This is a genomic window from Pseudomonas sp. B21-041, assembly GCF_024748675.1.
GTDB lineage: Bacteria > Pseudomonadota > Gammaproteobacteria > Pseudomonadales > Pseudomonadaceae > Aquipseudomonas > Aquipseudomonas neuropathica.
The window spans coordinates 5,703,911-5,730,881 of sequence record NZ_CP087175.1 but is presented as its reverse complement, the minus strand read 5'-3'; the positions used below and the strand labels follow the sequence as shown (position 1 = coordinate 5,730,881).

The window sequence follows — 26,971 nt, the reverse complement described above, 5'->3', positions numbered from 1 at the left end:
GGGGCCAAACAAGCAGGTGACCAAGCTGGGGAACGCTGATGGCTTACTCATATACTGAGAAAAAACGTATCCGCAAGGACTTTAGCAAGTTGCCGGACGTCATGGATGTGCCTTACCTCCTGGCCATCCAGCTGGATTCGTATCGTGAATTCTTGCAAGCGGGAGCGACTAAAGATCAGTTCCGCGACGTGGGCCTGCATGCGGCCTTCAAATCCGTTTTCCCGATCATCAGCTACTCCGGCAATGCTGCGCTGGAGTACGTCGGTTATCGCCTGGGCGAACCGGCATTTGATGTCAAAGAATGCGTATTGCGCGGTGTAACTTTCGCCGTACCTTTGCGGGTAAAAGTGCGCCTGATCATTTTCGACAAAGAATCGTCGAACAAAGCGATCAAGGACATCAAAGAGCAAGAAGTCTACATGGGTGAAATCCCCCTGATGACTGAGAACGGTACCTTCGTAATCAACGGTACCGAGCGTGTAATCGTTTCCCAGCTGCACCGTTCCCCGGGCGTGTTCTTCGACCACGACCGCGGCAAGACGCATAGCTCCGGCAAACTGCTGTACTCCGCGCGCATCATTCCTTACCGCGGTTCGTGGCTGGACTTCGAGTTCGACCCGAAAGACTGCGTGTTCGTGCGTATCGACCGTCGTCGCAAGCTGCCGGCATCGGTACTGCTGCGCGCGCTCGGTTACACCACTGAAGAAGTGCTGGACGCGTTCTACACCACCAACGTCTTCAAGCTGAGCGGCGAAACCCTCAGCCTGGAACTGATTGCTTCGCGTCTGCGTGGTGAAATTGCGGTTCTGGACATTCAGGACGAGAAGGGCAAGGTCATTGTTGAAGCGGGCCGCCGTATTACCGCGCGCCACATCAACCAGATCGAAAAAGCCGGCATCAAGACTCTGGAAGTACCTCTGGACTACGTCCTGGGCCGTACTACCGCCAAGGTCATCGTGCACCCGGCTACCGGCGAAATCCTGGCAGAGTGCAACACCGAGCTGAACACTGAAGTCCTGGCAAAAATTGCCAAGGCTGGTGTTGTTCGCATCGAAACGCTGTACACCAACGATATCGACTGCGGTCCGTTCGTCTCCGACACGCTGAAGATCGACTCCACCAGCAACCAATTGGAAGCGCTGGTCGAGATCTATCGCATGATGCGTCCAGGCGAGCCGCCAACCAAAGACGCTGCCGAAACCCTGTTCAACAACCTGTTCTTCAGCCCTGAGCGCTATGACCTGTCTGCGGTCGGCCGGATGAAGTTCAACCGTCGTATCGGTCGTACCGAGATCGAAGGTTCGGGCGTGCTGTGCAAGGAAGACATCGTCGCGGTACTGAAGACTCTGGTCGACATCCGTAACGGTAAAGGCATCGTCGATGACATCGACCACCTGGGTAACCGTCGTGTTCGCTGCGTAGGCGAAATGGCCGAGAACCAGTTCCGCGTTGGCCTGGTACGTGTTGAGCGTGCGGTCAAAGAGCGTCTGTCGATGGCTGAAAGCGAAGGCCTGATGCCGCAAGACCTGATCAACGCCAAGCCAGTGGCTGCGGCGGTGAAAGAGTTCTTCGGTTCCAGCCAGCTCTCGCAGTTCATGGACCAGAACAACCCGCTGTCCGAGATCACCCACAAGCGTCGTGTCTCCGCACTCGGCCCTGGCGGTCTGACTCGTGAGCGCGCAGGCTTTGAAGTCCGTGACGTGCACCCGACTCACTACGGTCGTGTATGCCCGATCGAAACGCCGGAAGGTCCGAACATCGGTCTGATCAACTCCTTGGCTGCTTACGCTCGCACCAACCAGTACGGCTTCCTGGAAAGCCCGTACCGCGTGGTGAAAGAGGGTGTGGTCACCGACGAGATCGTGTTCCTGTCCGCTATTGAAGAAGCCGATCACGTGATCGCGCAGGCTTCGGCGACCATGAACGACCAGAAAGTCCTGATCGACGAACTGGTAGCCGTACGTCACCTGAACGAATTCACCGTCAAGGCGCCTGAAGAAGTCACCTTGATGGACGTTTCGCCGAAGCAGGTAGTTTCGGTTGCAGCGTCGCTGATCCCGTTCCTCGAGCACGACGACGCCAACCGTGCGTTGATGGGTTCGAACATGCAGCGTCAAGCTGTACCAACCCTGCGCGCTGACAAGCCGCTGGTAGGTACCGGCATGGAGCGTAACGTAGCCCGTGACTCCGGCGTTTGCGTCGTGGCTCGTCGTGGCGGCGTGATCGATTCCGTCGACGCCAGCCGTATCGTGGTTCGTGTTGCTGATGACGAAGTTGAAACCGGCGAAGCTGGTGTCGACATCTACAACCTGACCAAATACACCCGCTCGAACCAGAACACCTGCATCAACCAGCGTCCGCTGGTGAGCAAGGGTGATCGCGTTCAGCGTAGCGACATCATGGCCGACGGCCCGTCCACCGACATGGGTGAACTGGCGCTGGGTCAGAACATGCGCATCGCGTTCATGGCATGGAACGGCTTCAACTTCGAAGACTCCATCTGCCTGTCCGAGCGTGTGGTTCAGGAAGACCGTTTCACCACGATCCACATTCAGGAACTCACCTGTGTGGCCCGTGACACCAAGCTTGGCCCAGAGGAAATCACTGCGGACATCCCTAACGTGGGTGAAGCTGCGCTGAACAAGCTGGACGAAGCCGGTATCGTTTACGTAGGTGCTGAAGTTGGCGCAGGCGACATTCTGGTAGGTAAGGTCACTCCGAAAGGCGAGACCCAACTGACTCCGGAAGAAAAACTGCTGCGTGCAATCTTCGGTGAAAAAGCCAGCGACGTTAAAGACACCTCCCTGCGTGTACCTACCGGTACCAAAGGTACTGTCATCGACGTACAGGTCTTCACCCGCGACGGCGTTGAGCGTGATGCTCGTGCACTGTCGATCGAGAAGTCCCAGCTGGACGAGATCCGCAAGGATCTGAACGAAGAATTCCGTATCGTTGAAGGCGCGACGTTCGAACGTCTGCGTTCCGCTCTGGTAGGCCACAAGGCTGAAGGCGGCGCAGGTCTGAAGAAAGGTCAGGACATCACCGACGAAGTTCTCGACGGTCTTGAGCATGGTCAGTGGTTCAAACTGCGCATGGCTGAAGATGCTCTGAACGAGCAGCTCGAGAAGGCTCAGGCCTACATCGTTGATCGCCGCCGTCTGCTGGACGACAAGTTCGAAGACAAGAAGCGCAAACTGCAGCAGGGCGATGACCTGGCTCCAGGCGTGTTGAAAATCGTCAAGGTTTACCTGGCAATCCGTCGTCGCATCCAGCCGGGCGACAAGATGGCCGGTCGTCACGGTAACAAAGGTGTGGTCTCCGTGATCATGCCGGTTGAAGACATGCCGCACGATGCCAATGGCACCCCGGTCGACGTGGTCCTCAACCCACTGGGCGTACCTTCGCGTATGAACGTTGGTCAGATCCTTGAAACCCACTTGGGCCTCGCGGCCAAAGGTCTGGGTGAGAAGATCAACCGGATGGTCGAAGAGCAGCGTAAAGTCGCTGAACTGCGCACCTTCCTGGACGAGATCTACAACCAGATCGGCGGTCGTAACGAGGATCTGGACAGCTTCTCTGATCAGGAAATCCTAGATCTGGCGAAGAACCTGCGTGGCGGTGTTCCAATGGCCACTCCAGTGTTCGACGGCGCCAAGGAAAGCGAAATCAAGGCCATGCTGAAACTGGCAGACCTGCCGGAAAGCGGCCAGATGCAGCTGACTGACGGCCGTACCGGCAACAAGTTCGAGCGTCCAGTTACCGTTGGCTACATGTACATGCTGAAGCTGAACCACTTGGTAGACGACAAGATGCACGCGCGTTCTACCGGTTCGTACAGCCTGGTTACCCAGCAGCCGCTGGGTGGTAAGGCGCAGTTCGGTGGTCAGCGTTTCGGGGAGATGGAGGTCTGGGCACTGGAAGCATACGGTGCTGCTTACACTCTGCAAGAAATGCTCACAGTGAAGTCGGACGATGTGAACGGCCGTACCAAGATGTACAAAAACATCGTGGATGGCGATCACCGTATGGAGCCGGGCATGCCCGAGTCCTTCAACGTGTTGATCAAGGAAATTCGTTCCCTCGGCATCGATATCGATCTGGAAACCGAATAACACGTGACGCGAATCGAGAGCGGGGCAGGATTGCCCGCTCTCTGCTCCGCCAGGAGGAAAGGCCTTGAAAGACCTACTGAATTTGCTGAAAAACCAGGGTCAAGTCGAAGAGTTCGACGCCATCCGTATCGGATTGGCCTCGCCTGAGATGATCCGCTCATGGTCGTTCGGTGAAGTTAAAAAGCCGGAAACCATCAACTACCGTACGTTCAAACCTGAGCGTGACGGCCTGTTCTGCGCCAAGATCTTTGGCCCGGTAAAGGATTACGAGTGCCTGTGCGGTAAGTACAAGCGCTTGAAGCACCGTGGTGTGATCTGCGAGAAGTGCGGCGTTGAAGTTGCACTGGCCAAGGTTCGTCGTGAGCGCATGGCGCACATCGAACTGGCTTCGCCGGTTGCCCACATCTGGTTCCTGAAATCGCTGCCGTCCCGTATCGGCCTGCTGATGGACATGACCCTGCGTGATATCGAACGCGTTCTCTACTTCGAGAGCTATGTCGTTATCGATCCAGGCATGACCACTCTTGAAAAAGGTCAGCTGCTGAACGACGAGCAGTACTTCGAAGCGCTGGAAGAGTTCGGTGATGACTTCGACGCCCGCATGGGTGCTGAAGCTGTCCGTGAACTGTTGCACGCTATCGACCTGGAACACGAGATTGGCCGTCTGCGTGAAGAAATTCCGCAAACCAACTCCGAAACCAAGATCAAGAAGCTGTCCAAGCGTCTGAAGTTGATGGAAGCCTTCCAGGGTTCCGGCAACCTGCCAGAGTGGATGGTGCTGACCGTTCTGCCGGTTCTGCCGCCAGATCTGCGTCCACTGGTCCCGCTGGATGGCGGTCGCTTCGCGACTTCCGACCTCAACGATCTGTATCGTCGAGTGATCAACCGTAACAACCGTTTGAAGCGCCTGCTGGATCTGTCCGCTCCGGACATCATCGTGCGCAACGAAAAGCGCATGTTGCAGGAAGCTGTCGATGCTCTGCTCGACAACGGTCGTCGTGGCCGCGCTATCACCGGTTCGAACAAGCGTCCTCTGAAATCCCTGGCTGACATGATCAAGGGTAAGCAAGGTCGTTTCCGTCAGAACTTGCTCGGTAAGCGTGTTGACTACTCCGGTCGTTCGGTAATTACCGTAGGCCCGACCCTGCGTCTGCACCAGTGCGGTCTGCCGAAGAAGATGGCTCTCGAGCTGTTCAAGCCGTTCATTTTCGGCAAGCTGGAAATGCGTGGTCTCGCGACCACCATCAAAGCAGCCAAGAAAATGGTCGAGCGCGAGCTGCCAGAGGTTTGGGACGTTCTCGCTGAAGTGATTCGCGAACACCCGGTTCTTCTCAACCGTGCACCGACCCTTCACCGTCTGGGTATCCAGGCGTTTGAACCGGTACTGATCGAAGGTAAGGCTATCCAGCTGCACCCTCTGGTCTGCGCCGCGTACAACGCCGACTTCGACGGCGACCAAATGGCCGTGCACGTACCGCTGACTCTGGAAGCCCAGTTGGAAGCGCGTGCGTTGATGATGTCGACCAACAACATTCTGTCGCCAGCCAACGGTGAGCCAATCATCGTTCCGTCGCAGGACGTTGTATTGGGTCTGTACTACATGACTCGTGAAGCGATCAACGCCAAGGGCGAAGGTCGTGTGTTCGCGGATCTGCAGGAAGTTGACCGTGTGTTCCGTGCCGGCGAAGCCGCACTGCACGCCAAGGTTAAGGTTCGTATCAACGAAACCGTCAACGACCGTGACGGCAACAGCGTGAGCGGTACCCGTATCGTCGACACCACTGTCGGCCGTGCGCTGCTGTTCCAGGTTGTGCCAAAAGGTCTGTCGTACGACGTCGTCAACCTGCCGATGAAGAAAAAGGCGATCTCCAAGCTGATCAACCAGTGCTACCGCGTGGTTGGTTTGAAAGAGACCGTGATCTTCGCTGACCAGTTGATGTACACCGGTTTCGCTTACTCGACCATCTCCGGCGTTTCCATCGGTGTTAACGACTTCGTTATCCCTGACGAGAAAGCCCGCATCATCGGTGCTGCCACCGACGAAGTGAAAGAGATCGAGAGCCAGTACGCCTCCGGCCTGGTAACCCAGGGCGAGAAGTACAACAAAGTGATCGACCTTTGGTCGAAAGCGAACGACGAAGTTTCCAAGGCAATGATGGCCAACCTCTCGAAAGAGAAGGTTATCGACCGTCACGGCGTTGAAGTCGATCAAGAGTCTTTCAACTCGATGTACATGATGGCCGACTCGGGTGCGCGGGGTTCCGCAGCACAGATTCGTCAGCTGGCCGGTATGCGTGGTCTGATGGCCAAGCCGGACGGTTCCATCATCGAAACGCCGATTACTGCGAACTTCCGTGAAGGTTTGAGCGTACTTCAGTACTTCATCTCTACTCACGGTGCTCGTAAAGGTCTGGCGGATACCGCGTTGAAAACTGCGAACTCCGGTTACCTGACTCGTCGTCTGGTAGACGTGGCGCAGGATCTGGTTGTAACCGAGATCGATTGCGGCACCGAACACGGTCTGCTGATGACTCCGCACATTGAAGGCGGTGACGTTGTAGAGCCGTTGGGTGAGCGCGTATTGGGTCGTGTTATTGCCCGTGACGTATTCAAGCCAGGTACCGAGGACGTTATCGTTCCTGCCGGCACTCTGGTAGACGAGAAGTGGGTTGAGTTCATCGAGCTGAACAGCATCGACGAAGTGATCGTGCGTTCGCCGATCAGCTGCGAAACCCGCTATGGCATTTGCGCCAAGTGCTACGGCCGTGATCTGGCTCGTGGTCACCAGGTAAACATCGGTGAAGCGGTCGGCGTTATCGCTGCCCAGTCCATCGGTGAGCCGGGTACCCAGCTGACGATGCGTACGTTCCACATCGGTGGTGCGGCTAGCCGTACTTCCGCAGCTGACAGCGTTCAGGTGAAGAATGGCGGTACCGTCCGTCTGCACAACCTGAAGCATGTTGAGCGAGTGGATGGTCACCTGGTTGCTGTGTCCCGTTCCGGTGAGCTGGCGATCGCTGATGACTTCGGTCGTGAGCGTGAGCGTTACAAGCTGCCGTACGGTGCTGTGATTTCGGTTAAAGAAGGTGACAAGGTCGACGCTGGCGCAATCGTGGCCAAGTGGGATCCGCACACTCACCCGATCGTTACCGAAATGAAAGGTACCGTGACCTACGTGGGCATGGAAGAAGGCATCACGATCAAGCGTCAGACTGACGAATTGACCGGTATGACCAACATTGAAGTACTCGACGCGAAAGATCGTCCAGCTGCGGGCAAAGAAATCCGTCCAGCAGTGAAGATGGTCGACGACAACGGCAAAGATCTGTTGCTGCCAGGCACTGACGTTATCGCTCAGTACTTCCTGCCAGCCAACGCCCTGGTCGGTGTGGCTGACGGTGCGAAGATTGCGATCGGTGATGTTATCGCTCGTATCCCGCAAGAAACTTCGAAGACCCGTGACATCACCGGTGGTCTGCCGCGTGTTGCCGACTTGTTCGAAGCTCGTCGTCCGAAAGAAGCGTCGATTCTGGCTGAGGTCAGCGGCACCATCGCGTTCGGTAAAGAAACCAAAGGCAAGCGCCGTCTGGTTATTACCCCGAACGACGGTAGCGATCCGTACGAGGAGCTGATTCCGAAGTGGCGTCACCTGAACGTGTTCGAAGGCGAACAGGTAAACCGCGGCGAAGTTATCTCCGACGGTCCAAGCGATCCGCACGACATCCTGCGTCTGCTGGGTGTGAGCGCGCTGGCTAAGTACATCGTTAACGAGATCCAGGACGTTTACCGTCTGCAAGGCGTGAAGATCAACGATAAGCACATCGAGACCATCCTGCGTCAGATGCTGCGTAAAGTTGAAATCGCTGAATCCGGCGATTCGAGTTTCATCAAGGGCGACCAGATGGAACTGACTCACGTACTGGTAGAAAACGAGCGTTTGGGCGGCGAAGACAAGTTCGTCTCCAAGTACACTCGCGTTCTGTTGGGTATCACCAAGGCGTCGTTGTCCACCGAATCGTTCATCTCGGCAGCTTCCTTCCAGGAAACTACCCGCGTACTGACCGAAGCGGCAGTCACCGGCAAGCGCGATTACCTGCGCGGCCTGAAAGAAAACGTAGTCGTGGGTCGTCTGATCCCGGCCGGTACCGGTCTGGCATATCACAGCGAGCGCAAGCGTCGCCGTGATGCTGACAAGCCGTTGCGCGTAAGCGCCAGTGAAGTGGAAGCTGCACTGACCGAAGCGCTGAACTCGAGCGGTAACTGAGTTCTGCGGTAAATGAGCGTAAGGCCCTGATCGCTCCGTTCATCGAATCGAGACATTTTGTCGAGGTTCGAAGGGCGGGGAGGTCGGGGCCTTGCCTTGACTGGGGACAAGATCCTCTTTAGACTCTTGATCCCCTAAATTTGGCGGGAATTCGTTCCTGCCATTTTGCTTTTCTTGCAAGACAATAGCGTCGCAAGACAACAGTGGAGCTAGTAGATGGCAACTATCAACCAGCTGGTACGTCAGCCGCGTAAGCGTATCGTCGAGAAATCCGACGTACCTGCGCTGCAGAACTGCCCGCAACGTCGTGGCGTGTGCACCCGTGTGTACACCACCACGCCGAAAAAACCTAACTCGGCACTGCGTAAAGTATGCCGTGTGCGCCTGACCAACGGTTTCGAGGTTTCCTCGTACATCGGTGGTGAAGGTCACAACCTGCAAGAGCACAGCGTGGTACTGATCCGCGGCGGTCGTGTAAAAGACTTGCCAGGTGTTCGTTACCACACCGTTCGCGGCTCCTTGGATACTTCCGGCGTTAAAGGCCGTAACCAGGGTCGTTCGAAGTACGGTACCAAGCGTCCGAAGTAATCGGCCGTTTTGCAGATTTTCATTTTATTGAGTCGATAAGAGTAAGGTCGGGCACGCATCCATTGGATCTGTCCCGAGCTAACCTGAAGACCGCTTGAGGGCTTATCATGCCAAGACGTCGCGTAGCAGCAAAGCGTGAGATTCTGGACGATCCGAAATACGGAAGCCAGATCCTCGCCAAATTCATGAACCACGTTATGGAAAGCGGCAAGAAAGCCGTTGCCGAGCGTATCGTTTATGGTGCCCTGGAAACCGTTGCGACCCGTAAGGCTGGCACCGATCCCCTGGAACTCTTCGAAAAAGCACTCGACGCCATCGCTCCGCTGGTCGAAGTGAAGTCGCGCCGCGTTGGTGGTGCTACTTACCAGGTTCCGGTCGAGGTTCGTCCTTCCCGTCGTAACGCCCTGGCAATGCGCTGGTTGGTAGACTTCGCCCGTAAGCGTGGCGAGAAGTCTATGGCTCTGCGTTTGGCTGGCGAACTGCTGGATGCTGCTGAAGGTAAAGGTGCTGCTGTTAAGAAGCGTGAAGACGTGCACCGTATGGCTGAAGCCAACAAAGCTTTCTCGCACTACCGCTTCTAATTTTAGCTTCACTAATTTTGCGAGGGCTTTATGGCTCGTACTACTCCGATTAGCCGCTACCGTAACATCGGTATCGTCGCTCACGTGGATGCTGGTAAAACCACCACCACCGAGCGCGTCCTTTTTTACACCGGCAAAAGTCACAAAATGGGCGAGGTGCATGATGGCGCCGCGACCACAGACTGGATGGTGCAGGAGCAGGAGCGTGGTATTACCATTACTTCTGCTGCCATCACCGCTTTCTGGAAAGGTTCCGAGAAGCAGTACAAGGATGAGCACCGCTTCAACGTGATCGATACCCCGGGCCACGTTGACTTCACTATTGAAGTTGAGCGTTCCCTGCGCGTACTCGACGGCGCTGTCGTTGTGTTCTGCGGTACTTCGGGTGTTGAGCCTCAGTCGGAAACCGTATGGCGTCAAGCCAACAAATACGGTGTTCCACGTCTTGTTTACGTAAACAAGATGGACCGTGCTGGTGCCAACTTCCTGCGCGTGATCGGTCAGATCAAGCAGCGTCTGGGTCACACTCCGGTGCCGATCCAGTTGGCCATCGGTTCCGAAGACAACTTCCAGGGTCAGATCGATCTGATCAACATGCAAGCTGTCTACTGGAATGACTCTGACAAAGGTATGGTCCCTGTTCGCAAGGACATTCCTGCTGAGCTCCAAGAGCTGGCTGAAGAGTGGCGCAACAACATGGTTGAAGCTGCTGCTGAAGCCAACGAAGAGCTGATGAACAAGTACCTGGAAGGCGAAGAGCTGTCGATCGAAGAGATCAAAGCTGCTTTGCGTCAGCGTACTATCGCCGGCGAAATCGTTCTGGCTGTTTGCGGTTCTTCGTTCAAGAACAAGGGTGTTCCCCTGGTTCTCGACGCCGTTATCGACTTCCTGCCTGCACCGACCGACATTCCTGCGATCAAGGGTACTGACCCTGATAACGAGGAAATCGAGCTGGAGCGTCATGCAGACGATGCGGAGCCGTTCTCGGCTCTGGCGTTCAAGATCGCTACCGACCCATTCGTGGGTACCTTGACCTTCGTCCGTGTTTACTCGGGCGTGTTGAACTCCGGTGACGGCGTGATCAACTCGGTTAAAGGTAAAAAAGAGCGCGTGGGTCGTATGGTGCAAATGCACGCAAACGCCCGTGAAGAGATCAAGGAAGTACGCGCTGGTGACATCGCGGCCCTGATCGGCATGAAGGACGTCACCACTGGTGAAACCCTCTGCAACGCTGACAAGCCAATCATCCTGGTTCGCATGGACTTCCCGGAGCCGGTTATTTCGGTTGCCGTAGAGCCTAAGACCAAGGATGACCAGGAAAAAATGGGTATCGCTCTGGGCAAGCTTGCTCAGGAAGACCCGTCTTTCCGCGTTAAAACTGATGAAGAGACTGGTCAGACGATCATCTCCGGCATGGGCGAGCTGCACCTGGACATCCTGGTTGACCGGATGCGCCGTGAGTTCAACGTCGAAGCCAACATCGGCAAGCCTCAGGTTTCGTATCGTGAGCGCATCACGAAGAACTGTGAAATCGAAGGCAAGTTCGTTCGTCAGTCCGGCGGTCGTGGTCAGTTCGGCCATTGCTGGATCCGTTTTGCTCCTGCTGACGAAGGTCAGGAAGGTCTGCAGTTCGTGAACGAAGTTGTAGGTGGTGTGGTTCCTAAGGAATACATCCCGGCTATCCAGAAGGGTATCGAAGAGCAGATGAAGAACGGCGTTGTTGCCGGCTATCCGCTGATCGGCCTGAAGGCTACCGTGTTCGATGGTTCTTACCACGACGTCGACTCCAACGAGATGGCGTTTAAAGTGGCTGCCTCCATGGCGACCAAGCAGCTGGCCCAGAAGGGCGGTGGTGAGTTGCTTGAGCCGATCATGGCTGTAGAGGTTGTTACGCCTGAAGACTATATGGGTGATGTGATGGGCGACCTTAACCGTCGTCGTGGCATGATCCAGGGTATGGAAGACACAGTGTCCGGCAAGGTTATCCGTGCCGAGGTTCCACTGGGTGAGATGTTCGGTTATGCGACCGACGTTCGTTCCATGTCCCAGGGTCGCGCAAGCTACTCTATGGAATTCAAAAAATACGATACGGCTCCGTCGCACATCGTCGAATCCGTAACCAAAAAACAAGGCTGATTCAGCCCCTTTAGGCTAGGAGTTAATTGTCGTGGCTAAAGAAAAATTTGATCGTTCCCTACCGCACGTCAACGTTGGCACCATCGGTCACGTTGACCACGGTAAAACCACTCTGACTGCTGCTCTGACTCGCGTTTGCTCCGAAGTTTTCGGTTCCGCAATCGTTGACTTCGACAAGATCGACAGCGCACCAGAAGAAAAAGCTCGCGGTATCACCATCAACACCGCGCACGTTGAGTACAACTCGAAGATCCGTCACTACGCTCACGTCGACTGCCCAGGTCACGCTGACTATGTGAAGAACATGATCACCGGTGCTGCTCAAATGGACGGCGCTATTCTGGTTTGCTCGGCCGCTGATGGTCCGATGCCACAAACCCGTGAGCACATCCTGCTGTCCCGTCAGGTAGGTGTTCCGTACATCGTGGTTTTCCTGAACAAGGCTGACCTGGTAGACGACGCTGAGCTGCTGGAACTGGTTGAGATGGAAGTTCGCGACCTGCTGTCCACCTACGACTTCCCGGGCGATGACACTCCAATCATCATCGGTTCGGCTCGTATGGCTCTGGAAGGCAAAGACGACAACGAGATGGGCACCACTGCCGTCAAGAAACTGGTTGAGACTCTGGATGCTTACATCCCAGAACCAGTTCGTATGATCGACAAGCCATTCCTGATGCCAATCGAAGACGTATTCTCGATCTCGGGTCGCGGTACTGTTGTGACTGGTCGTATCGAGCGCGGTATCGTTCGCGTTCAGGATCCGCTGGAAATCGTTGGTCTGCGTGACACCACCGTTACTACTTGCACCGGTGTTGAAATGTTCCGCAAGCTGCTCGACGAAGGTCGTGCTGGCGAGAACTGCGGCGTTCTGCTGCGTGGTACCAAGCGTGACGACGTTGAGCGTGGTCAGGTTCTGGTTAAGCCGGGTTCGGTTAAGCCGCACACCAAGTTCACTGCAGAAGTTTACGTTCTGAGCAAGGAAGAAGGCGGTCGTCACACTCCGTTCTTCAAAGGCTACCGTCCACAGTTCTACTTCCGTACTACTGACGTGACTGGTAACTGCGAGCTGCCAGAAGGCGTTGAAATGGTAATGCCAGGTGACAACATTCAGATGACTGTTACCCTGATCAAAACCATCGCGATGGAAGATGGTCTGCGTTTCGCTATCCGTGAAGGCGGTCGTACCGTCGGCGCTGGCGTCGTAGCTAAAATCATCGAGTAATTCTCTTTTTAGAGTTTGCTTGATGCTTTGAAAAAGCCCCCGCTCAGCGGGGGCTTTTTTATTGGGTTGACACCTATCTGGGGCGTCTATAGAATTGCGCCTCCTTTTAACGGGCGTATTGCGCTCGGTGGGAATAGCAGCCGGAGTCTGAAATCCAATGCAAAATCAGCAAATCCGTATCAGGTTGAAGGCTTTCGACCATCGCCTGATCGACCAATCAACCCAGGAAATCGTGGAAACCGCGAAACGTACTGGTGCTCAAGTGCGTGGTCCAATTCCACTGCCTACCCGTAAAGAGCGGTTCACCGTTCTGGTTTCTCCGCACGTCAACAAAGACGCGCGCGACCAGTACGAAATCCGCACTCATAAGCGCGTTCTGGACATCGTCCAGCCAACGGATAAAACCGTTGATGCTCTTATGAAGCTTGATCTTGCGGCCGGTGTGGAAGTGCAGATCAGCCTCGGCTAAGACTCGGTCTTAGTCGTGTAACGCTCTGAAATGGGCGGCCATAGCGGGTGAAAGCCCCGTACACTCATGAGGTTTACAACATGACTATTGGTGTAGTCGGTCGTAAATGCGGTATGACCCGTATTTTCACCGAAGAAGGTGTCTCCATTCCGGTCACGGTCATTGAGATCGAGCCGAATCGCGTCACCCAGTTCAAAACTGAAGAGACCGATGGCTATCGTGCAGTGCAAGTCACTGTCGGCGAGCGTCGTGCTTCGCGTGTAACAGCAGCTCAGGCTGGCCACTTCGCTAAAGCGAACGTTGCCGCTGGTCGCACTACCATGGAATTCCGTCTTGAAGAAGGCGAGTACCAGGCTGGCGATCTGATCAACGCTGAAATCTTCGCCGCTGGTCAACTGGTTGATGTAACCGGTCAGTCCAAGGGTAAAGGCTTCCAGGGTACGATCAAGCGTTGGAATTTCCGCGGGCAAGATAACACCCACGGTAACTCCGTATCCCACCGCGTCCCAGGCTCTATCGGCCAGTGCCAGACTCCTGGTCGTGTATTCAAGGGCAAAAAAATGTCCGGTCATATGGGCGCTGAGCGCGTGACCGTGCAGTCCCTGGAAGTAGTGCGCGTGGACGCTGAACGCAATCTGTTGTTGGTCAAGGGTGCTGTTCCTGGCGCTACTGGCGGCAACCTGGTTGTACGTCCAGCAGCCAAGGCTCGCGGTTAAGGGGAAGCTGACATGCAATTAAATGTAAATGACGCTCAAGCGATCGAAGTTTCCGAACTGACATTTGGCGGCGAATTCAACGAGACGCTGGTTCACCAAGCAGTCGTGGCCTACATGGCCGGCGGCCGTCAAGGTACCAAGCAGCAAAAGACCCGTTCCGACGTTCGTGGTGGCGGTAAGCGCCCATGGCGTCAGAAAGGTACTGGCCGTGCTCGTGCCGGTACTATCCGTAGCCCAATCTGGCGTGGCGGCGGTACCACTTTTGCAGCACGTCCACAGGATCACTCCCAGAAGCTGAACAAGAAGATGTACCGCGCAGCAATGCGTTCCATCCTTGCTGAGCTGGTGCGTACTGATCGCCTGGTCGTGGTTCAGGATTTCGCTGTTGAAACTCCGAAAACCAAAGATCTGCTGGGCAAGCTGAACAACATGAGCCTGACCGACGTTTTGATCGTGTCGGACGCTGTTGATCAGAACCTGTACCTGGCTGCTCGCAACCTGCCGCACGTAGATGTACGTGATGTTCAAGGTTCCGATCCAGTTAGTCTGATCGCATACGACAAGGTGTTGATCACCGTGTCGGCCGTGAAGAAATTCGAGGAGCTGCTGGGATGAACCAGGAACGCGTATTTAAAGTTCTGCTTGGCCCGCACGTTTCCGAGAAGGCTACGGTTCTGGCAGACAAGAAAGGCCAGTTCGTTTTCAAGGTTGCTACTGACGCAACCAAGCTGGAAATCAAGAAGGCCGTCGAAAGCCTGTTCAGCGTGAAAGTAGAGCGCGTCACTACCCTGAATGTTCTGGGTAAGAGCAAGCGCACTGCTCGCGGTCTGGGCAAGCGTAATGACTGGAAGAAGGCAGTTATCTCCCTTCAGCCAGGCCAAGATCTCGATTTCAGCAGCAGTGCTGAGTAAGGAAGGGGTGCATCATGGCAATCGTTAAATGCAAACCGACTTCCCCTGGCCGCCGTTTTGTGGTCAAGGTGGTCAACCAGGAGCTGCATAAAGGCGCTCCTCACGCACCGCTGCTCGAGAAAAAATCGAAGACTGGTGGTCGTAACAACAATGGCCGTATTACCACGCGTCACATCGGTGGTGGTCATAAGCAGCATTATCGTATGGTCGATTTCCGTCGCAACGACAAAGATGGCATCGTCGCCACTGTCGAGCGTATCGAATACGATCCAAACCGTACTGCTCACATCGCACTGCTCTGCTACGCAGACGGCGAGCGCCGCTACATCATCGCCCCTAAAGGCGTGAGTGCTGGCGACCAGCTGATCGCAGGCGCTCTGGCTCCAATCAAGCCAGGCAACGCTCTGCAACTGCGCAACATTCCAGTGGGTTCTACCGTACACGGCATCGAACTGAAGCCAGGTAAAGGCGCACAGATCGCTCGTTCCGCTGGTGCTTCGGCTCAGCTGATCGCTCGTGAAGGCGTTTACGTTACCCTGCGTCTGCGTTCCGGTGAAATGCGTAAAGTACTGGCTGAATGCCGTGCGACCCTGGGCGAAGTCTCGAACTCCGAGCACAGCCTGCGTTCGCTGGGTAAAGCTGGTGCCAAGCGCTGGCGTGGCGTTCGCCCAACCGTTCGTGGTGTTGCCATGAACCCGGTTGACCACCCACATGGTGGTGGTGAAGGTCGTACCTCTGGTGGTCGTCATCCGGTATCGCCATGGGGCTTCCCGACTAAGGGCGCGAAGACTCGTGGTAATAAGCGTACCGACAAAATGATCGTCCGTCGTCGCAAGTAAATAGAGGGATACGACAGTGCCACGTTCTCTGAAAAAAGGTCCTTTTATTGATCTTCACCTACTGAAGAAGATCGAAGTGGCGGCGGAAAAGAACGATCGCAAACCAATTAAGACTTGGTCGCGTCGTTCGATGATCCTGCCACAAATGGTCGGTCTGACCATCGCAGTACACAACGGTCGTCAGCACGTCCCAGTTCTCGTTAACGAAGACATGGTCGGCCACAAACTGGGCGAGTTCGCCGGTACCCGCAACTATCGCGGGCACGTGGCTGACAAGAAAGCCAAGCGTTAAGGGGTTAGGAAATGGAAGTAGCCGCTAAGTTGTCGGGCGCTCGAATCTCCGCCCAGAAAGCCCGCTTGGTCGCCGACCAGATCCGCGGGAAGAAGGTGGGCGAAGCGCTCAACTTGTTGGCTTTCAGCAGTAAGAAAGCCGCCGAGATCATGAAGAAAGTGCTGGAGTCGGCCGTAGCCAACGCCGAGCATAACGAAGGCGCAGACGTTGATGACCTGAAGGTCAGCACCGTTTTCGTCAACGAAGGGCGTTCGCTGAAGCGCATCATGCCACGTGCCAAAGGCCGTGCTGATCGCATCGTCAAGCGGTCTTGCCATATCACTGTCAAGGTTGCTGACAAGTAACGGAGTCGAAGAGATGGGTCAGAAAGTACATCCCATTGGCATTCGCCTGGGAATCGTCAAGGAGCACACCTCCGTCTGGTACGCAGACGGTCGGACTTATGCGGACTACTTGTTCGCAGATCTGAAAGTGCGTGAGTATCTCCAAGACAAACTAAAAAGCGCGTCCGTAAGCCGTATCGATATCCATCGTCCGGCCCAAACTGCACGTATCACCATCCACACCGCTCGTCCAGGTATCGTTATCGGGAAGAAAGGTGAAGATGTTGAGAAACTGCGTCAGGACCTGACCAAGCAAATGGGTGTGCCTGTGCACATCAATATCGAAGAGATCCGCAAGCCGGAGCTCGACGGTATGCTGGTTGCGCAGAGCGTAGCTCAGCAGCTGGAGCGTCGTGTAATGTTCCGTCGCGCTATGAAGCGCGCAGTACAGAACGCCATGCGCATTGGTGCCAAGGGCATCAAAATCCAAGTGAGCGGTCGTCTCGGCGGTGCTGAAATCGCACGTACTGAATGGTATCGCGAAGGTCGTGTGCCATTGCACACCCTGCGTGCCGACATCGACTATGCCAACTACGAAGCTCACACCACTTACGGTGTGATCGGTGTAAAGGTTTGGATCTTCAAAGGCGAAGTTATTGGTGGTCGCCAAGAAGAGCTGAAACCACAAGCACCAGCGCCTCGTAAAAAAGCTGCTAAGTAAGGGGTACGCCAAATGTTGCAACCTAAGCGTACGAAGTTCCGCAAGCAGATGACAGGCCACAACCGTGGTCTGGCTCAGCGCGGTAGCAAAGTCAGCTTCGGCGAGTTCGCGCTGAAGTCTGTAGCTCGTGGTCGTCTCACCGCTCGTCAGATCGAGTCAGCGCGTCGTGCTCTGACCCGTCACGTTAAACGTGGCGGCAAGATCTGGATCCGTGTATTCCCGGACAAGCCTATTTCCAAAAAGCCCCTCGAAGTTCGTATGGGTAAAGGTAAGGGTAGTGTGGAGTACTGGGTTGCCCAGATTCAGCCAGGCAAAGTCCTGTATGAAATCGAGGGTGTTTCTGAAGAGCTGGCGCGTGAGGCTTTTGCCCTGGCTGCTGCAAAGCTGCCGCTCGCCACCGCCTTTGTTAAACGGACGGTGATGTGATGAAAGCGAATGAACTTCGTGAAAAATCCGCACAGCAGCTGAACGAGCAACTGCTCGGCTTGCTGCGCGACCAGTTCAATCTGCGTATGCAGAAAGCAACTGGCCAGTTGGGGCAGTCTCATCTGCTCTCGCAAGTTAAACGTGACATCGCTCGCGTGAAGACTGTGCTCAACCAGCAGGCAGGTAAGTGATCATGGCTGAAGCCGAAAAAACTGTCCGTACGCTGACTGGCCGTGTTGTCAGCGACAAGATGGACAAAACCATCACCGTACTGATCGAGCGTCGCGTAAAGCACCCGATCTACGGTAAATACGTTAAGCGTTCGACTAAGCTGCACGCGCACGACGAAACCAACCAGTGCCACATCGGCGACAAAGTCACTATTCGTGAAACTCGTCCTATGGCCAAGACCAAGTCTTGGGCGCTGGTTGATGTTCTCGAACGCGCTGTGGAAGTCTAAGGACTAGGGGTCGGAGAAATTATATGATTCAGACTCAATCCATGCTCGATGTGGCCGATAACAGCGGCGCTCGCCGTGTTATGTGCATCAAGGTGCTGGGTGGCTCCCATCGTCGTTACGCTGGTATCGGTGACATCATCAAAGTTACCGTGAAGGAAGCAATTCCTCGCGGTAAAGTGAAAAAAGGCCAAGTGATGACTGCTGTTGTAGTCCGCACTCGTCACGGCGTACGTCGTGCTGATGGCTCCATTATCCGCTTTGATGGCAACGCTGCTGTTCTTCTGAACAACAAGCAAGAGCCGATCGGCACCCGTATCTTTGGGCCAGTGACCCGTGAACTTCGTACTGAGAAGTTCATGAAGATCGTCTCGCTCGCCCCAGAAGTGCTGTAAGGAGATCCGACATGCAAAAGATTCGTCGTGACGACGAGATCATCGTGATCGCCGGCAAAGACAAAGGTAAGCGCGGTAAGGTGCTCAAGGTTCTTGCTAATAACCGTCTGGTTATCAGCGGTCTGAACCTGGTAAAGCGTCATACCAAGCCTAACCCGATGTCGGGCGTGCAAGGCGGTATCGTCGAAAAAGAAGCTCCACTGGACGCTTCTAACGTCGCCATTTTCAACGGCGAAACCAACAAGGCTGACCGCGTTGGTTTCAAAGTAGAAGACGGCAAGAAAATTCGTGTCTTCAAGTCGACCCAAAAAGCGGTTGATGCTTGAACACTGCTAGGTAGAAGACCATGGCACGACTAAAAGAGATTTACTGGAAGGAAATCGCACCGAAGCTTAAGGAAGAACTTAAGCTTTCGAACGTGATGGAAGTTCCACGCGTTACAAAAATCACCCTGAACATGGGTCTGGGCGAAGCTGTTGGTGACAAAAAAGTCATCGAGCATGCTGTTGCTGACCTGGAAAAGATCACCGGCCAAAAAGTCGTTGTGACCTACGCTCGTAAATCCATCGCTGGCTTTAAAGTCCGTGAAGGATGGCCGATCGGCGTCAAGGTGACTCTGCGCCGTGAGCGTATGTATGAGTTCCTGGATCGTCTGCTGTCGATCTCCCTGCCTCGGGTTCGCGACTTCCGCGGCCTGAATGCCAAGTCCTTCGATGGTCGTGGTAACTACAGCATGGGCGTGAAAGAGCAGATCATCTTCCCGGAAATCGACTACGACAAGATCGATGCTCTCCGCGGTCTGGACATTACCCTGACCACCACTGCCAAGAACGATGATGAAGGCCGCGCTCTGCTGCGTGCTTTCAAATTCCCGTTCCGCAACTGATTGGAGTAGGAAAATGGCCAAGAAGAGCATGAAAAACCGTGAGCTGAAGCGTCAGCTCACTGTTGCCAAGTACGCCACCAAGCGTGCAGCGCTGAAAGCTATCATCGTTGATCTGAACGCAAGTCCAGAAGCGCGTTGGGAAGCTACCGTAGCTCTGCAGAAGCAACCACGTGACGCAAGCGCTTCGCGCATGCGTAACCGTTGCCGCCTGACTGGTCGTCCGCACGGCGTTTACCGCAAGTTCGGCCTTGGCCGTAACAAGCTGCGTGAAGCTGCAATGCGTGGTGACGTACCAGGTCTGGTTAAAGCCAGCTGGTAATTGTTGTCAAAGTCTCGATGTTCGGGTTCCCAAGAACCTGACCATCGGTGGCCTTGAATCTGAATCAAGCCCCTTTTGGGGCTTGATTCATTTCTGGGGTGTGTCTAGAATGACCGGCTCGCCTGAGCCCGTGTTTTTCATGCCCGGAAGTTCTCGGCGACAAGTAGTAGCCGTAAGGCTAATTTTTCTGTATTAGGAGCGTCTAGCCCATGAGTATGCAGGACCCGTTAGCGGACATGCTAACTCGAATCCGTAATGCCCAGATGGCTGAAAAGTCTGTCGTAAGCATGCCGTCTTCCACGCTGAAGGTGGCTGTAGCAAAAGTCCTGAAGGACGAAGGTTACATCGCGGATTTTCAGATCACCACCGACGCTAAGCCGTCGTTGTCCATCGAGCTGAAGTACTTCGAAGGCCGTCCGGTTATCGAAGAAGTGAAGCGCGTTAGTCGTCCAGGCCTGCGTCAGTACAAGTCCGTTGAAGATCTGCCGAAAGTTCGTGGCGGTCTTGGCGTGTCTATCGTCTCCACCAACAAAGGTGTGATGACGGATCGTGCTGCGCGCGCTGCCGGTGTCGGCGGCGAAGTTCTTTGCACTGTGTTCTAAGGGGGGATAAGCATGTCTCGCGTCGCTAAGAACCCCGTTAAGCTGCCAGCCGGTGTCGAAGTAAAATTCGCAGGCCAACAGCTTTCGGTGAAGGGTGCCAAGGGTACTCTTGAACTGAACATCCATTCGTCCGTTGAGATCGTTGAAGAAGCTGGTGAGCTGCGTTTCGCTGCTCGCAATGGCGATCAACAAACTCGCGCAATGGCCGGTACCACGCGTGCGTTGGTAAACAACATGGTCCAAGGCGTAAGCCAAGGCTTCGAGCGCAAGCTCCAGCTGGTCGGTGTTGGTTACAAGGCGCAAGCAAAAGGCACGGTTTTGAACCTGGCCCTTGGCTTCTCGCACCCAGTGGATTACGAACTGCCGGAAGGCATCACCGCTGAGACTCCTAGCCAGACCGATATCCTGATCAAGGGCATCGACAAGCAGCTGGTAGGTCAAGTGGCCGCTGAGATCCGCGACTTCCGTCCACCAGAGCCGTACAAAGGCAAAGGTGTGCGCTACGCGGACGAAGTCGTCCGTCGTAAAGAAGCCAAGAAGAAGTAGGGCATAGCAAATGACCGACAAAAAAGTTACTCGACTGCGTCGCGCTCGCAAAGCACGCCTGAAAATGCACGAACTCGAAGTCGTGCGTCTCTGCGTGTTCCGCTCGTCGCAGCACATCTACGCCCAGGTCATCTCGGCCGACGGCAACAAAGTCCTGGCAAGTGCCTCGACTTTGGATAAAGAACTGCGTGATGGCGCCACTGGCAACATCGACGCGGCCACAAAGGTTGGCCAGCTGGTCGCTACGCGTGCTAAGGCCGCTGGCGTCTCGCAAGTGGCTTTCGACCGCTCTGGCTTCAAGTACCACGGCCGCGTTAAAGCGCTGGCTGATGCTGCTCGTGAAGCTGGGCTGGAGTTCTAAGTTATGTCAAATAACGACCAAAAGCGCGACGAAGGCTACATTGAGAAGCTGGTTCAAGTTAACCGCGTAGCCAAAACCGTTAAAGGCGGCCGTATCTTCACTTTCACCGCGTTGACCGTGGTTGGTGATGGTAAAGGGCGTGTTGGCTTCGGCCGTGGCAAGTCGCGTGAAGTGCCTGCTGCGATCCAGAAGGCAATGGAAGCTGCTCGCCGCAACATGATCCAAGTTGATCTGAACGGCACCACTCTGCAGTACGCAATGAAGTCCGCTCACGGCGCTTCGAAGGTGTACATGCAGCCTGCTTCTGAAGGTACCGGTATCATCGCTGGCGGCGCTATGCGTGCTGTCCTCGAAGTTGCTGGCGTTCAGAACGTTCTGGCCAAGTGCTACGGCTCGACTAACCCGGTAAACGTGGTTCACGCCACTTTCAAAGGTTTGAAAGCTATGCAGTCTCCTGAATCCATTGCCGCCAAGCGTGGCAAAAGCGTCAAGGAGATCTTCTGATCATGGCTACCGTTAAAGTAACGCTGATCAAAAGCATGACCGGCCGCATCCCTAACCACAAACTGTGCGTTAAGGGTCTGGGTCTGCGTCGCATCGGTCACACTGTAGAAGTCCAGGATACTCCCGAGAATCGCGGGATGATCAACAAGGCTTACTACATGCTGCGTGTCGAGGGTTAATCGATGAAACTCAATGATCTGAGTCCAGCGCCGGGTTCCCGTCGCGAAAAGCATCGTCCGGGCCGTGGTATCGGTAGCGGTTTGGGTAAGACTGGTGGCCGTGGTCACAAAGGTCAGACCTCCCGCTCCGGTGGCACCATTGCTCCAGGCTTTGAAGGCGGTCAACAGCCGCTGCATCGTCGCCTGCCGAAGTTCGGTTTCGTTTCCCTGAAAGCCATGGACCGCGCAGAAGTGCGTCTGTCCGAGCTGGCTAAAGTGGAAGGCGACATCGTCACCGTGCAGTCCCTGAAAGATGCCAACGTGATCAACGTCAACGTACAGCGTGTGAAAATCATGCTGTCCGGTGAAGTGACTCGCGCTGTCACTATCGGCAAGGGAATCGGCGCCACCAAAGGTGCGCGTGCGGCTATCGAAGCAGCTGGCGGCAAGTTCGAGGAATAAATGGCTAAGCAAGGTGCTCTCTCTGCGCTCGGCAAAGGCGGTATGTCTGAACTCTGGGCTCGTCTGCGTTTTCTGTTCCTGGCGATTATCGTCTACCGAATAGGCGCACACATCCCGGTTCCAGGTATCAACCCGGACCGACTCGCAGACCTGTTTCGACAGAATGAGGGGACCATTCTTAGCTTGTTCAACATGTTCTCCGGCGGCGCGCTGGAACGGATGAGCATCTTTGCATTGGGGATCATGCCGTACATTTCGGCATCGATCATCATGCAACTGATGACCGCCGTCAGTCCGCAGCTGGAGCAGTTGAAGAAGGAAGGTGAAGCTGGCCGTCGCAAGATCAGCCAGTACACCCGCTACGGCACCGTCGTCCTCGCTCTCGTTCAGGCTATTGGCATGTCCATTGGTCTGGCAGGGCAGGGCGTTGCGTTCACTGGTGACTTTGGCTTCCATTTCGTCGCGGTATCCACTTTTGTGGCTGGTGCGATGTTCATGATGTGGCTGGGTGAGCAGATTACTGAGCGTGGTGTAGGTAACGGTATCTCGATGTTGATTTTTTCGGGTATCGTCGCCGGTCTTCCGAGAGCAATCGGGCAGTCTTTCGAGTCTGCGCGTCAGGGCGATATCAACATCTTCGCCTTGGTTGCCATCGGTCTGCTGGCAGTAGCGATTATCGGTTTCGTGGTGTTCATTGAGCGTGGTCAGCGTCGTATCGCTGTTCACTACGCCAAGCGTCAGCAGGGCCGCAAGGTTTTTGCTGCGCAGACTAGCCACCTGCCGTTGAAGGTGAACATGGCCGGTGTTATTCCGGCTATTTTCGCGAGCAGCATTTTGCTGTTCCCGGCTTCGTTGGGTGCCTGGTTCGGTCAGTCTGAAGGTATGGGCTGGTTGCAGGACATCTCGCAGTCGATCGCTCCTGGTCAGCCGTTGAATATTCTGCTGTTTAGTGCAGGGATTATTTTCTTCTGCTTCTTCTATACGGCGTTGATGTTCAATCCGAAAGACGTAGCGGAAAACCTGAAGAAGTCCGGTGCCTTTATTCCGGGCATCCGTCCAGGTGAGCAGTCTGCGCGCTACATTGATGGCGTTCTGACCCGCTTGACCATGTTCGGTGCTCTTTACATGACGGCCGTGTGCCTGTTGCCCCAGTTCCTGGTGGTTGCAGCAAACGTTCCGTTCTACCTTGGCGGGACCTCGTTGCTGATCGTGGTCGTGGTTGTGATGGACTTCATGTCCCAAGTACAATCGCACCTCGTTTCGCACCAGTACGAATCCCTGATGAAGAAAGCCAACCTGAAGGGTTACGGCAGCGGCATGTTGCGCTGAGTACCCATAAGGTTCGAGGAGTTGGTGATGAAAGTTCGTGCATCGGTGAAAAAGCTGTGCCGTAACTGCAAGATTATTCGCCGCGAAGGTGTTGTTCGAGTAATTTGCAGCGCGGAACCGCGTCACAAACAGCGCCAAGGCTGAGTGTGATTGTGCTTCAAGCCCGGTAGCTAGTGCGCTACCGGGTTGATTATTTGTTATTACAGCGATATTATCTCGCGCCCTATTTCTTGGCTTCCGGGGCGTAGGTAGCTGTCAATTGGAGTCCCACTGAATGGCCCGTATTGCAGGCGTTAACATTCCAGATAACAAGCATACTGTTATCTCGCTGACCTACATCTATGGTGTTGGTCGCACTACTGCGCAGAAGATCTGTGCAGTGACTGGGGTAAACCCAGCAGCAAAGATCAAAGATCTGAGCGACGAGCAAATTGAACAGCTGCGTGGCGAAGTGGCGAAGTTCACCACTGAAGGTGACCTGCGTCGCGAAATCAACATGAAAATCAAGCGCTTGATGGACCTCGGTTGCTATCGCGGTCTGCGTCATCGTCGTGGTCTGCCAGTACGCGGTCAGCGTACCAAGACCAACGCGCGTACCCGTAAAGGTCCGCGTAAGCCGATCCGCAAGTAATCGCCCCAGCGAATCGACAGGAATTTAATCATGGCAAAACCTGCTGCTCGTCCTCGTAAAAAAGTTAAAAAGACAGTGGTTGATGGCATCGCCCACATCCATGCATCTTTTAACAACACCATCGTGACCATTACCGACCGTCAAGGTAACGCTCTTTCCTGGGCTACCTCCGGTGGTTCGGGTTTCCGCGGTTCCCGCAAGTCCACCCCGTTTGCTGCTCAAGTAGCTGCTGAACGTGCTGGTCAAGCTGCGCTGGAATACGGCCTGAAAAACCTCGACGTTAACGTCAAGGGCCCAGGTCCAGGTCGTGAATCCGCAGTCCGCGCTTTGAACGGCTGTGGCTACAAGATCGCCAGCATCACCGACGTGACGCCAATCCCGCACAACGGGTGCCGTCCGCCGAAGAAGCGCCGCGTGTAATCCAGGAGATTGTAAAGAATGGCTCGTTACATTGGTCCAAAATGCAAACTCGCTCGTCGCGAAGGCACCGATCTCTTCCTGAAGAGCGGCGTGCGCGCGATCGAATCGAAGTGCAACATTGAAGCAGCACCTGGTATCCACGGCCAACGCCGCGGTCGCCAGTCCGATTACGGCACCCAACTGCGTGAAAAGCAGAAGGTCCGTCGTATCTACGGCGTTCTCGAGCGTCAGTTCAGCGGCTACTACAAAGAAGCTGCTGGCAAGAAAGGTGCAACCGGTGAAAACCTGCTGCAACTGCTCGAATGCCGTCTGGACAACGTTGTATACCGTATGGGCTTTGGTTCGACTCGTGCCGAATCCCGTCAGCTGGTATCGCACAAGTCGATCAGCGTTAACGGTCAGACCGTAAACGTTCCGTCGTATCAGGTTCGTGCTGGTGACGTTGTTGCAGTTCGCGAGAAAGCAAAAAACCAACTTCGCATTGTCCAAGCTCTCGATCTGTGTGCCCAACGTGGCCGCGTAGAATGGGTAGAAGTAGACACTGAGAAGAAGTCGGGCGTTTTCAAGAACGTTCCTGCTCGCAGTGATCTGTCCGCCGACATCAACGAAAGCCTGATTGTCGAGCTCTACTCCAAGTAAGGGCTAGAAAATAGGTGCATCCATGCAGATTTCGGTAAATGAGTTCCTGACACCCCGCCACATTGATGTGCAGGTTGTCAGTCCAACCCGCGCCAAGATCACTCTCGAGCCTCTCGAGCGTGGTTTTGGCCACACCCTGGGCAACGCGCTGCGACGCATCCTGTTGTCCTCAATGCCCGGCTGCGCAGTAGTCGAGGCCGAGATTGACGGTGTGCTCCACGAGTACAGCGCCATCGAAGGTGTACAGGAAGACGTAATTGAAATCCTGTTGAACCTTAAAGGTCTGGCCATCAAGCTGCACGGTCGTGACGAAGTTACGCTGACCTTGTCGAAGAAGGGTTCGGGGGTGGTTACCGCTGCCGATATTCAGCTGGATCATGATGTCGAGATCGTTAATCCCGATCACGTAATCGCTAACCTGGCGTCTAACGGCGCCCTGAACATGAAGCTCACCGTAGCTCGTGGTCGTGGTTATGAACCAGCCGACTCGCGTCAGAGCGATGAAGATGAAAGCCGCAGCATCGGTCGCTTGCAGCTTGACTCTTCGTTCAGCCCGGTTCGCCGTATCGCATACGTGGTGGAAAACGCCCGTGTCGAGCAGCGTACCAACCTGGACAAGCTGGTTATTGATCTGGAAACCAACGGTACTCTGGATCCTGAAGAGGCTATTCGCCGCGCTGCAACCATCCTGCAACAGCAGTTGGCTGCGTTCGTCGACCTCAAAGGTGACAGTGAGCCAGTGGTTGTCGAGCAGGAAGACGAGATCGATCCGATCCTGCTTCGCCCGGTTGACGATCTGGAACTGACTGTACGTTCGGCTAACTGCCTTAAGGCGGAAAACATCTACTACATCGGTGACCTGATTCAGCGTACCGAAGTAGAGCTGTTGAAGACTCCGAACCTGGGCAAGAAATCCTTGACTGAAATCAAGGACGTTCTGGCCTCCCGCGGTCTGTCCCTCGGCATGCGCCTCGACAACTGGCCGCCTGCAAGTCTTAAGAAGGACGACAAGGCGACTGCCTGATCGTCGTAATCACCGAACGTAGTGTTTGGTAAGGAATGAACCATGCGTCATCGTAAAAGTGGTCGTCACCTGAGCCGCACCAGCTCGCACCGCAAGGCCATGTTCCAAAACATGGCGGTGTCGCTGTTCGAGCACGAGCTGATCAAAACTACTCTGCCAAAAGCCAAAGAACTGCGTCGCGTTGCTGAGCCGCTGATCACTCTGGCCAAGACAGACAGCCTGGCTAACCGTCGTCTGGCTTTCGACCGTACTCGTTCGAAAGCTATCGTTGGTAAGCTCTTCAACGACCTGGGCAAGCGTTACGCTACCCGTGAGGGTGGCTACCTGCGCATCCTCAAGTGCGGTTTCCGCGCTGGCGACAACGCGCCTATGGCGTACGTCGAGTTGGTTGATCGTGCTACTGCTGGCGAAGCTGTATCCGCCGAGTAAGACGTCAGTCTGAAACAAAGAACCGGGCCTAGTGCCCGGTTTTTTGTGTCCGCAAGAAAATGCGCTGTTCATACAAGCTTCTGACATGTCTCTGTTGTCACTATGTGCCGGGAAACATAATTAGTAATTATCTATCGATGCTTGCAAGTTAATGAATTTGTAGGTGTCACATGGATAATCGATACTTCCCAGCAAGCCGATTAGCC

General features: G+C 55.0%; 34 protein-coding genes. All 34 read left to right on the top strand.

All coding sequences use genetic code 11. The annotated features are described in order from the left end of the window. Positions 1–38 precede the first annotated feature (38 nt). The 34 genes from rpoB to rplQ all read left to right on the top strand — a co-directional run bounded on the left by rpoB (position 39) and on the right by rplQ (position 26,765). Positions 39–4,112 (top strand): DNA-directed RNA polymerase subunit beta, encoded by a 4,074-nt coding sequence (gene rpoB / locus LOY43_RS25570; RefSeq protein ID WP_064121019.1) that lies wholly within the window; start codon positions 39–41, stop codon positions 4,110–4,112. Between the two features lie 64 nt (positions 4,113–4,176). Beyond that, complete coding sequence (rpoC, locus tag LOY43_RS25565; protein WP_034156498.1) at positions 4,177–8,376, top strand: DNA-directed RNA polymerase subunit beta'; 4,200 nt, start codon at positions 4,177–4,179, stop codon at positions 8,374–8,376. A 216-nt stretch (positions 8,377–8,592) separates the two neighbouring features. Next, positions 8,593–8,964, top strand: a complete 372-nt coding sequence (rpsL, locus tag LOY43_RS25560; protein ID WP_003186084.1) for a 30S ribosomal protein S12 — start codon at positions 8,593–8,595, stop codon at positions 8,962–8,964. A 107-nt stretch (positions 8,965–9,071) separates the two neighbouring features. Next, positions 9,072–9,545, top strand: a complete 474-nt coding sequence (gene rpsG / locus LOY43_RS25555; protein ID WP_007916467.1) for a 30S ribosomal protein S7 — start codon at positions 9,072–9,074, stop codon at positions 9,543–9,545. Positions 9,546–9,575: 30 nt separating this feature from the next. Beyond that, positions 9,576–11,681: an elongation factor G gene (fusA, locus tag LOY43_RS25550; RefSeq protein WP_016984188.1), complete on the top strand. Its 2,106-nt coding sequence runs from the start codon at positions 9,576–9,578 to the stop codon at positions 11,679–11,681. A 31-nt stretch (positions 11,682–11,712) separates the two neighbouring features. Next, positions 11,713–12,906: an elongation factor Tu gene (gene tuf / locus LOY43_RS25545; protein ID WP_064361246.1), complete on the top strand. Its 1,194-nt coding sequence runs from the start codon at positions 11,713–11,715 to the stop codon at positions 12,904–12,906. 157 nt (positions 12,907–13,063) lie between these two features. Next, positions 13,064–13,375: a 30S ribosomal protein S10 gene (gene rpsJ / locus LOY43_RS25540; protein WP_003186070.1), complete on the top strand. Its 312-nt coding sequence runs from the start codon at positions 13,064–13,066 to the stop codon at positions 13,373–13,375. Positions 13,376–13,455: 80 nt separating this feature from the next. Continuing rightward, positions 13,456–14,091 (top strand): 50S ribosomal protein L3, encoded by a 636-nt coding sequence (gene rplC, locus LOY43_RS25535; RefSeq protein WP_003228738.1) that lies wholly within the window; start codon positions 13,456–13,458, stop codon positions 14,089–14,091. Between the two features lie 12 nt (positions 14,092–14,103). Continuing rightward, complete coding sequence (gene rplD / locus LOY43_RS25530) at positions 14,104–14,706, top strand: 50S ribosomal protein L4 (RefSeq protein WP_007918468.1); 603 nt, start codon at positions 14,104–14,106, stop codon at positions 14,704–14,706. Continuing rightward, entirely contained in the window at positions 14,703–15,002 is a 300-nt protein-coding gene (gene rplW, locus LOY43_RS25525) for a 50S ribosomal protein L23 (RefSeq protein WP_002555488.1), read from the top strand. The genes rplD and rplW overlap by 4 nt, the downstream gene beginning before the upstream one ends. A 14-nt stretch (positions 15,003–15,016) precedes the next feature. Next, positions 15,017–15,841 (top strand): 50S ribosomal protein L2, encoded by an 825-nt coding sequence (gene rplB / locus LOY43_RS25520; RefSeq protein WP_003228734.1) that lies wholly within the window; start codon positions 15,017–15,019, stop codon positions 15,839–15,841. A gap of 16 nt (positions 15,842–15,857) precedes the next feature. Beyond that, positions 15,858–16,133 carry a 30S ribosomal protein S19 gene (gene rpsS / locus LOY43_RS25515; RefSeq protein WP_011336172.1) on the top strand — a complete coding sequence of 92 codons (276 nt, stop codon included), beginning with the start codon at positions 15,858–15,860 and terminating at the stop codon, positions 16,131–16,133. A gap of 11 nt (positions 16,134–16,144) precedes the next feature. After that, positions 16,145–16,477 carry a 50S ribosomal protein L22 gene (gene rplV / locus LOY43_RS25510; protein ID WP_003103908.1) on the top strand — a complete coding sequence of 111 codons (333 nt, stop codon included), beginning with the start codon at positions 16,145–16,147 and terminating at the stop codon, positions 16,475–16,477. 13 nt (positions 16,478–16,490) lie between these two features. Continuing rightward, the gene (gene rpsC / locus LOY43_RS25505) at positions 16,491–17,177 is read left to right on the top strand and encodes a 30S ribosomal protein S3 (protein WP_003176422.1); all 687 of its coding nucleotides are present in this window, start codon (positions 16,491–16,493) and stop codon (positions 17,175–17,177) included. A 12-nt stretch (positions 17,178–17,189) separates the two neighbouring features. Continuing rightward, positions 17,190–17,603, top strand: a complete 414-nt coding sequence (rplP, locus tag LOY43_RS25500) for a 50S ribosomal protein L16 (protein ID WP_007896757.1) — start codon at positions 17,190–17,192, stop codon at positions 17,601–17,603. Then, positions 17,603–17,794: a 50S ribosomal protein L29 gene (rpmC, locus tag LOY43_RS25495; RefSeq protein ID WP_002555481.1), complete on the top strand. Its 192-nt coding sequence runs from the start codon at positions 17,603–17,605 to the stop codon at positions 17,792–17,794. The genes rplP and rpmC overlap by 1 nt, the downstream gene beginning before the upstream one ends. Before the next feature lie 2 nt (positions 17,795–17,796). Then, positions 17,797–18,063: a 30S ribosomal protein S17 gene (gene rpsQ, locus LOY43_RS25490; protein WP_003194644.1), complete on the top strand. Its 267-nt coding sequence runs from the start codon at positions 17,797–17,799 to the stop codon at positions 18,061–18,063. 23 nt (positions 18,064–18,086) lie between these two features. Beyond that, entirely contained in the window at positions 18,087–18,455 is a 369-nt protein-coding gene (gene rplN / locus LOY43_RS25485) for a 50S ribosomal protein L14 (RefSeq protein ID WP_002555479.1), read from the top strand. Between the two features lie 11 nt (positions 18,456–18,466). Further along, the gene (gene rplX, locus LOY43_RS25480) at positions 18,467–18,781 is read left to right on the top strand and encodes a 50S ribosomal protein L24 (protein WP_008081905.1); all 315 of its coding nucleotides are present in this window, start codon (positions 18,467–18,469) and stop codon (positions 18,779–18,781) included. Between the two features lie 20 nt (positions 18,782–18,801). Then, positions 18,802–19,341, top strand: a complete 540-nt coding sequence (rplE, locus tag LOY43_RS25475; RefSeq protein WP_003176415.1) for a 50S ribosomal protein L5 — start codon at positions 18,802–18,804, stop codon at positions 19,339–19,341. A gap of 13 nt (positions 19,342–19,354) precedes the next feature. Further along, positions 19,355–19,660, top strand: a complete 306-nt coding sequence (gene rpsN, locus LOY43_RS25470; RefSeq protein WP_003228726.1) for a 30S ribosomal protein S14 — start codon at positions 19,355–19,357, stop codon at positions 19,658–19,660. Positions 19,661–19,869: 209 nt separating this feature from the next. After that, positions 19,870–20,262 carry a 30S ribosomal protein S8 gene (gene rpsH / locus LOY43_RS25465; protein ID WP_007918458.1) on the top strand — a complete coding sequence of 131 codons (393 nt, stop codon included), beginning with the start codon at positions 19,870–19,872 and terminating at the stop codon, positions 20,260–20,262. 12 nt (positions 20,263–20,274) lie between these two features. Then, complete coding sequence (gene rplF / locus LOY43_RS25460; protein ID WP_003176412.1) at positions 20,275–20,808, top strand: 50S ribosomal protein L6; 534 nt, start codon at positions 20,275–20,277, stop codon at positions 20,806–20,808. Between the two features lie 10 nt (positions 20,809–20,818). After that, a complete protein-coding gene (gene rplR, locus LOY43_RS25455; protein WP_003186037.1) occupies positions 20,819–21,169 on the top strand; it encodes a 50S ribosomal protein L18 in 351 nt (116 codons plus the stop codon). A gap of 3 nt (positions 21,170–21,172) precedes the next feature. After that, the gene (gene rpsE, locus LOY43_RS25450) at positions 21,173–21,673 is read left to right on the top strand and encodes a 30S ribosomal protein S5 (RefSeq protein WP_003186035.1); all 501 of its coding nucleotides are present in this window, start codon (positions 21,173–21,175) and stop codon (positions 21,671–21,673) included. A 2-nt stretch (positions 21,674–21,675) separates the two neighbouring features. Then, entirely contained in the window at positions 21,676–21,852 is a 177-nt protein-coding gene (rpmD, locus tag LOY43_RS25445; protein ID WP_003176408.1) for a 50S ribosomal protein L30, read from the top strand. Positions 21,853–21,855: 3 nt separating this feature from the next. Further along, positions 21,856–22,293 carry a 50S ribosomal protein L15 gene (rplO, locus tag LOY43_RS25440; RefSeq protein WP_003228720.1) on the top strand — a complete coding sequence of 146 codons (438 nt, stop codon included), beginning with the start codon at positions 21,856–21,858 and terminating at the stop codon, positions 22,291–22,293. Then, a complete protein-coding gene (gene secY / locus LOY43_RS25435) occupies positions 22,294–23,622 on the top strand; it encodes a preprotein translocase subunit SecY (protein ID WP_003228718.1) in 1,329 nt (442 codons plus the stop codon). It begins immediately after the preceding gene. 27 nt (positions 23,623–23,649) lie between these two features. After that, positions 23,650–23,766 carry a 50S ribosomal protein L36 gene (gene rpmJ, locus LOY43_RS25430; protein WP_002555468.1) on the top strand — a complete coding sequence of 39 codons (117 nt, stop codon included), beginning with the start codon at positions 23,650–23,652 and terminating at the stop codon, positions 23,764–23,766. A 130-nt stretch (positions 23,767–23,896) separates the two neighbouring features. Further along, a complete protein-coding gene (rpsM, locus tag LOY43_RS25425; RefSeq protein WP_003186020.1) occupies positions 23,897–24,253 on the top strand; it encodes a 30S ribosomal protein S13 in 357 nt (118 codons plus the stop codon). 30 nt (positions 24,254–24,283) lie between these two features. Continuing rightward, positions 24,284–24,673 (top strand): 30S ribosomal protein S11, encoded by a 390-nt coding sequence (gene rpsK / locus LOY43_RS25420; RefSeq protein ID WP_002555466.1) that lies wholly within the window; start codon positions 24,284–24,286, stop codon positions 24,671–24,673. A gap of 18 nt (positions 24,674–24,691) precedes the next feature. Further along, positions 24,692–25,312 (top strand): 30S ribosomal protein S4, encoded by a 621-nt coding sequence (rpsD, locus tag LOY43_RS25415; RefSeq protein ID WP_003176404.1) that lies wholly within the window; start codon positions 24,692–24,694, stop codon positions 25,310–25,312. A gap of 22 nt (positions 25,313–25,334) precedes the next feature. Beyond that, entirely contained in the window at positions 25,335–26,336 is a 1,002-nt protein-coding gene (locus LOY43_RS25410) for a DNA-directed RNA polymerase subunit alpha (protein ID WP_003186012.1), read from the top strand. A 42-nt stretch (positions 26,337–26,378) separates the two neighbouring features. After that, a complete protein-coding gene (rplQ, locus tag LOY43_RS25405; protein ID WP_003176402.1) occupies positions 26,379–26,765 on the top strand; it encodes a 50S ribosomal protein L17 in 387 nt (128 codons plus the stop codon). Positions 26,766–26,971: the final 206 nt, after the last annotated feature.

Coding starts and splice junctions, on each gene's coding strand:
- rpmJ (WP_002555468.1), top strand. CDS start 23,650: ATGAAAGTTCGTGCATCGGTGAAAAAGCTGTGCCGTAACTGCAAGATT.
- rpsC (WP_003176422.1), top strand. CDS start 16,491: ATGGGTCAGAAAGTACATCCCATTGGCATTCGCCTGGGAATCGTCAAG.
- LOY43_RS25410 (WP_003186012.1), top strand. CDS start 25,335: ATGCAGATTTCGGTAAATGAGTTCCTGACACCCCGCCACATTGATGTG.
- rpsE (WP_003186035.1), top strand. CDS start 21,173: ATGTCAAATAACGACCAAAAGCGCGACGAAGGCTACATTGAGAAGCTG.
- rpmD (WP_003176408.1), top strand. CDS start 21,676: ATGGCTACCGTTAAAGTAACGCTGATCAAAAGCATGACCGGCCGCATC.
- rplF (WP_003176412.1), top strand. CDS start 20,275: ATGTCTCGCGTCGCTAAGAACCCCGTTAAGCTGCCAGCCGGTGTCGAA.
- rpsG (WP_007916467.1), top strand. CDS start 9,072: ATGCCAAGACGTCGCGTAGCAGCAAAGCGTGAGATTCTGGACGATCCG.
- rplW (WP_002555488.1), top strand. CDS start 14,703: ATGAACCAGGAACGCGTATTTAAAGTTCTGCTTGGCCCGCACGTTTCC.
- rpoB (WP_064121019.1), top strand. CDS start 39: ATGGCTTACTCATATACTGAGAAAAAACGTATCCGCAAGGACTTTAGC.
- rpsQ (WP_003194644.1), top strand. CDS start 17,797: ATGGCTGAAGCCGAAAAAACTGTCCGTACGCTGACTGGCCGTGTTGTC.
- secY (WP_003228718.1), top strand. CDS start 22,294: ATGGCTAAGCAAGGTGCTCTCTCTGCGCTCGGCAAAGGCGGTATGTCT.
- rplB (WP_003228734.1), top strand. CDS start 15,017: ATGGCAATCGTTAAATGCAAACCGACTTCCCCTGGCCGCCGTTTTGTG.
- rpsJ (WP_003186070.1), top strand. CDS start 13,064: ATGCAAAATCAGCAAATCCGTATCAGGTTGAAGGCTTTCGACCATCGC.
- rpsH (WP_007918458.1), top strand. CDS start 19,870: ATGAGTATGCAGGACCCGTTAGCGGACATGCTAACTCGAATCCGTAAT.
- rpsN (WP_003228726.1), top strand. CDS start 19,355: ATGGCCAAGAAGAGCATGAAAAACCGTGAGCTGAAGCGTCAGCTCACT.
- rpsM (WP_003186020.1), top strand. CDS start 23,897: ATGGCCCGTATTGCAGGCGTTAACATTCCAGATAACAAGCATACTGTT.
- rpsK (WP_002555466.1), top strand. CDS start 24,284: ATGGCAAAACCTGCTGCTCGTCCTCGTAAAAAAGTTAAAAAGACAGTG.
- rplC (WP_003228738.1), top strand. CDS start 13,456: ATGACTATTGGTGTAGTCGGTCGTAAATGCGGTATGACCCGTATTTTC.
- rpmC (WP_002555481.1), top strand. CDS start 17,603: ATGAAAGCGAATGAACTTCGTGAAAAATCCGCACAGCAGCTGAACGAG.
- rplN (WP_002555479.1), top strand. CDS start 18,087: ATGATTCAGACTCAATCCATGCTCGATGTGGCCGATAACAGCGGCGCT.
- rpsL (WP_003186084.1), top strand. CDS start 8,593: ATGGCAACTATCAACCAGCTGGTACGTCAGCCGCGTAAGCGTATCGTC.
- rplX (WP_008081905.1), top strand. CDS start 18,467: ATGCAAAAGATTCGTCGTGACGACGAGATCATCGTGATCGCCGGCAAA.
- rplD (WP_007918468.1), top strand. CDS start 14,104: ATGCAATTAAATGTAAATGACGCTCAAGCGATCGAAGTTTCCGAACTG.
- rplO (WP_003228720.1), top strand. CDS start 21,856: ATGAAACTCAATGATCTGAGTCCAGCGCCGGGTTCCCGTCGCGAAAAG.
- rplV (WP_003103908.1), top strand. CDS start 16,145: ATGGAAGTAGCCGCTAAGTTGTCGGGCGCTCGAATCTCCGCCCAGAAA.
- rplE (WP_003176415.1), top strand. CDS start 18,802: ATGGCACGACTAAAAGAGATTTACTGGAAGGAAATCGCACCGAAGCTT.
- rplQ (WP_003176402.1), top strand. CDS start 26,379: ATGCGTCATCGTAAAAGTGGTCGTCACCTGAGCCGCACCAGCTCGCAC.
- rplP (WP_007896757.1), top strand. CDS start 17,190: ATGTTGCAACCTAAGCGTACGAAGTTCCGCAAGCAGATGACAGGCCAC.
- rplR (WP_003186037.1), top strand. CDS start 20,819: ATGACCGACAAAAAAGTTACTCGACTGCGTCGCGCTCGCAAAGCACGC.
- fusA (WP_016984188.1), top strand. CDS start 9,576: ATGGCTCGTACTACTCCGATTAGCCGCTACCGTAACATCGGTATCGTC.
- rpsD (WP_003176404.1), top strand. CDS start 24,692: ATGGCTCGTTACATTGGTCCAAAATGCAAACTCGCTCGTCGCGAAGGC.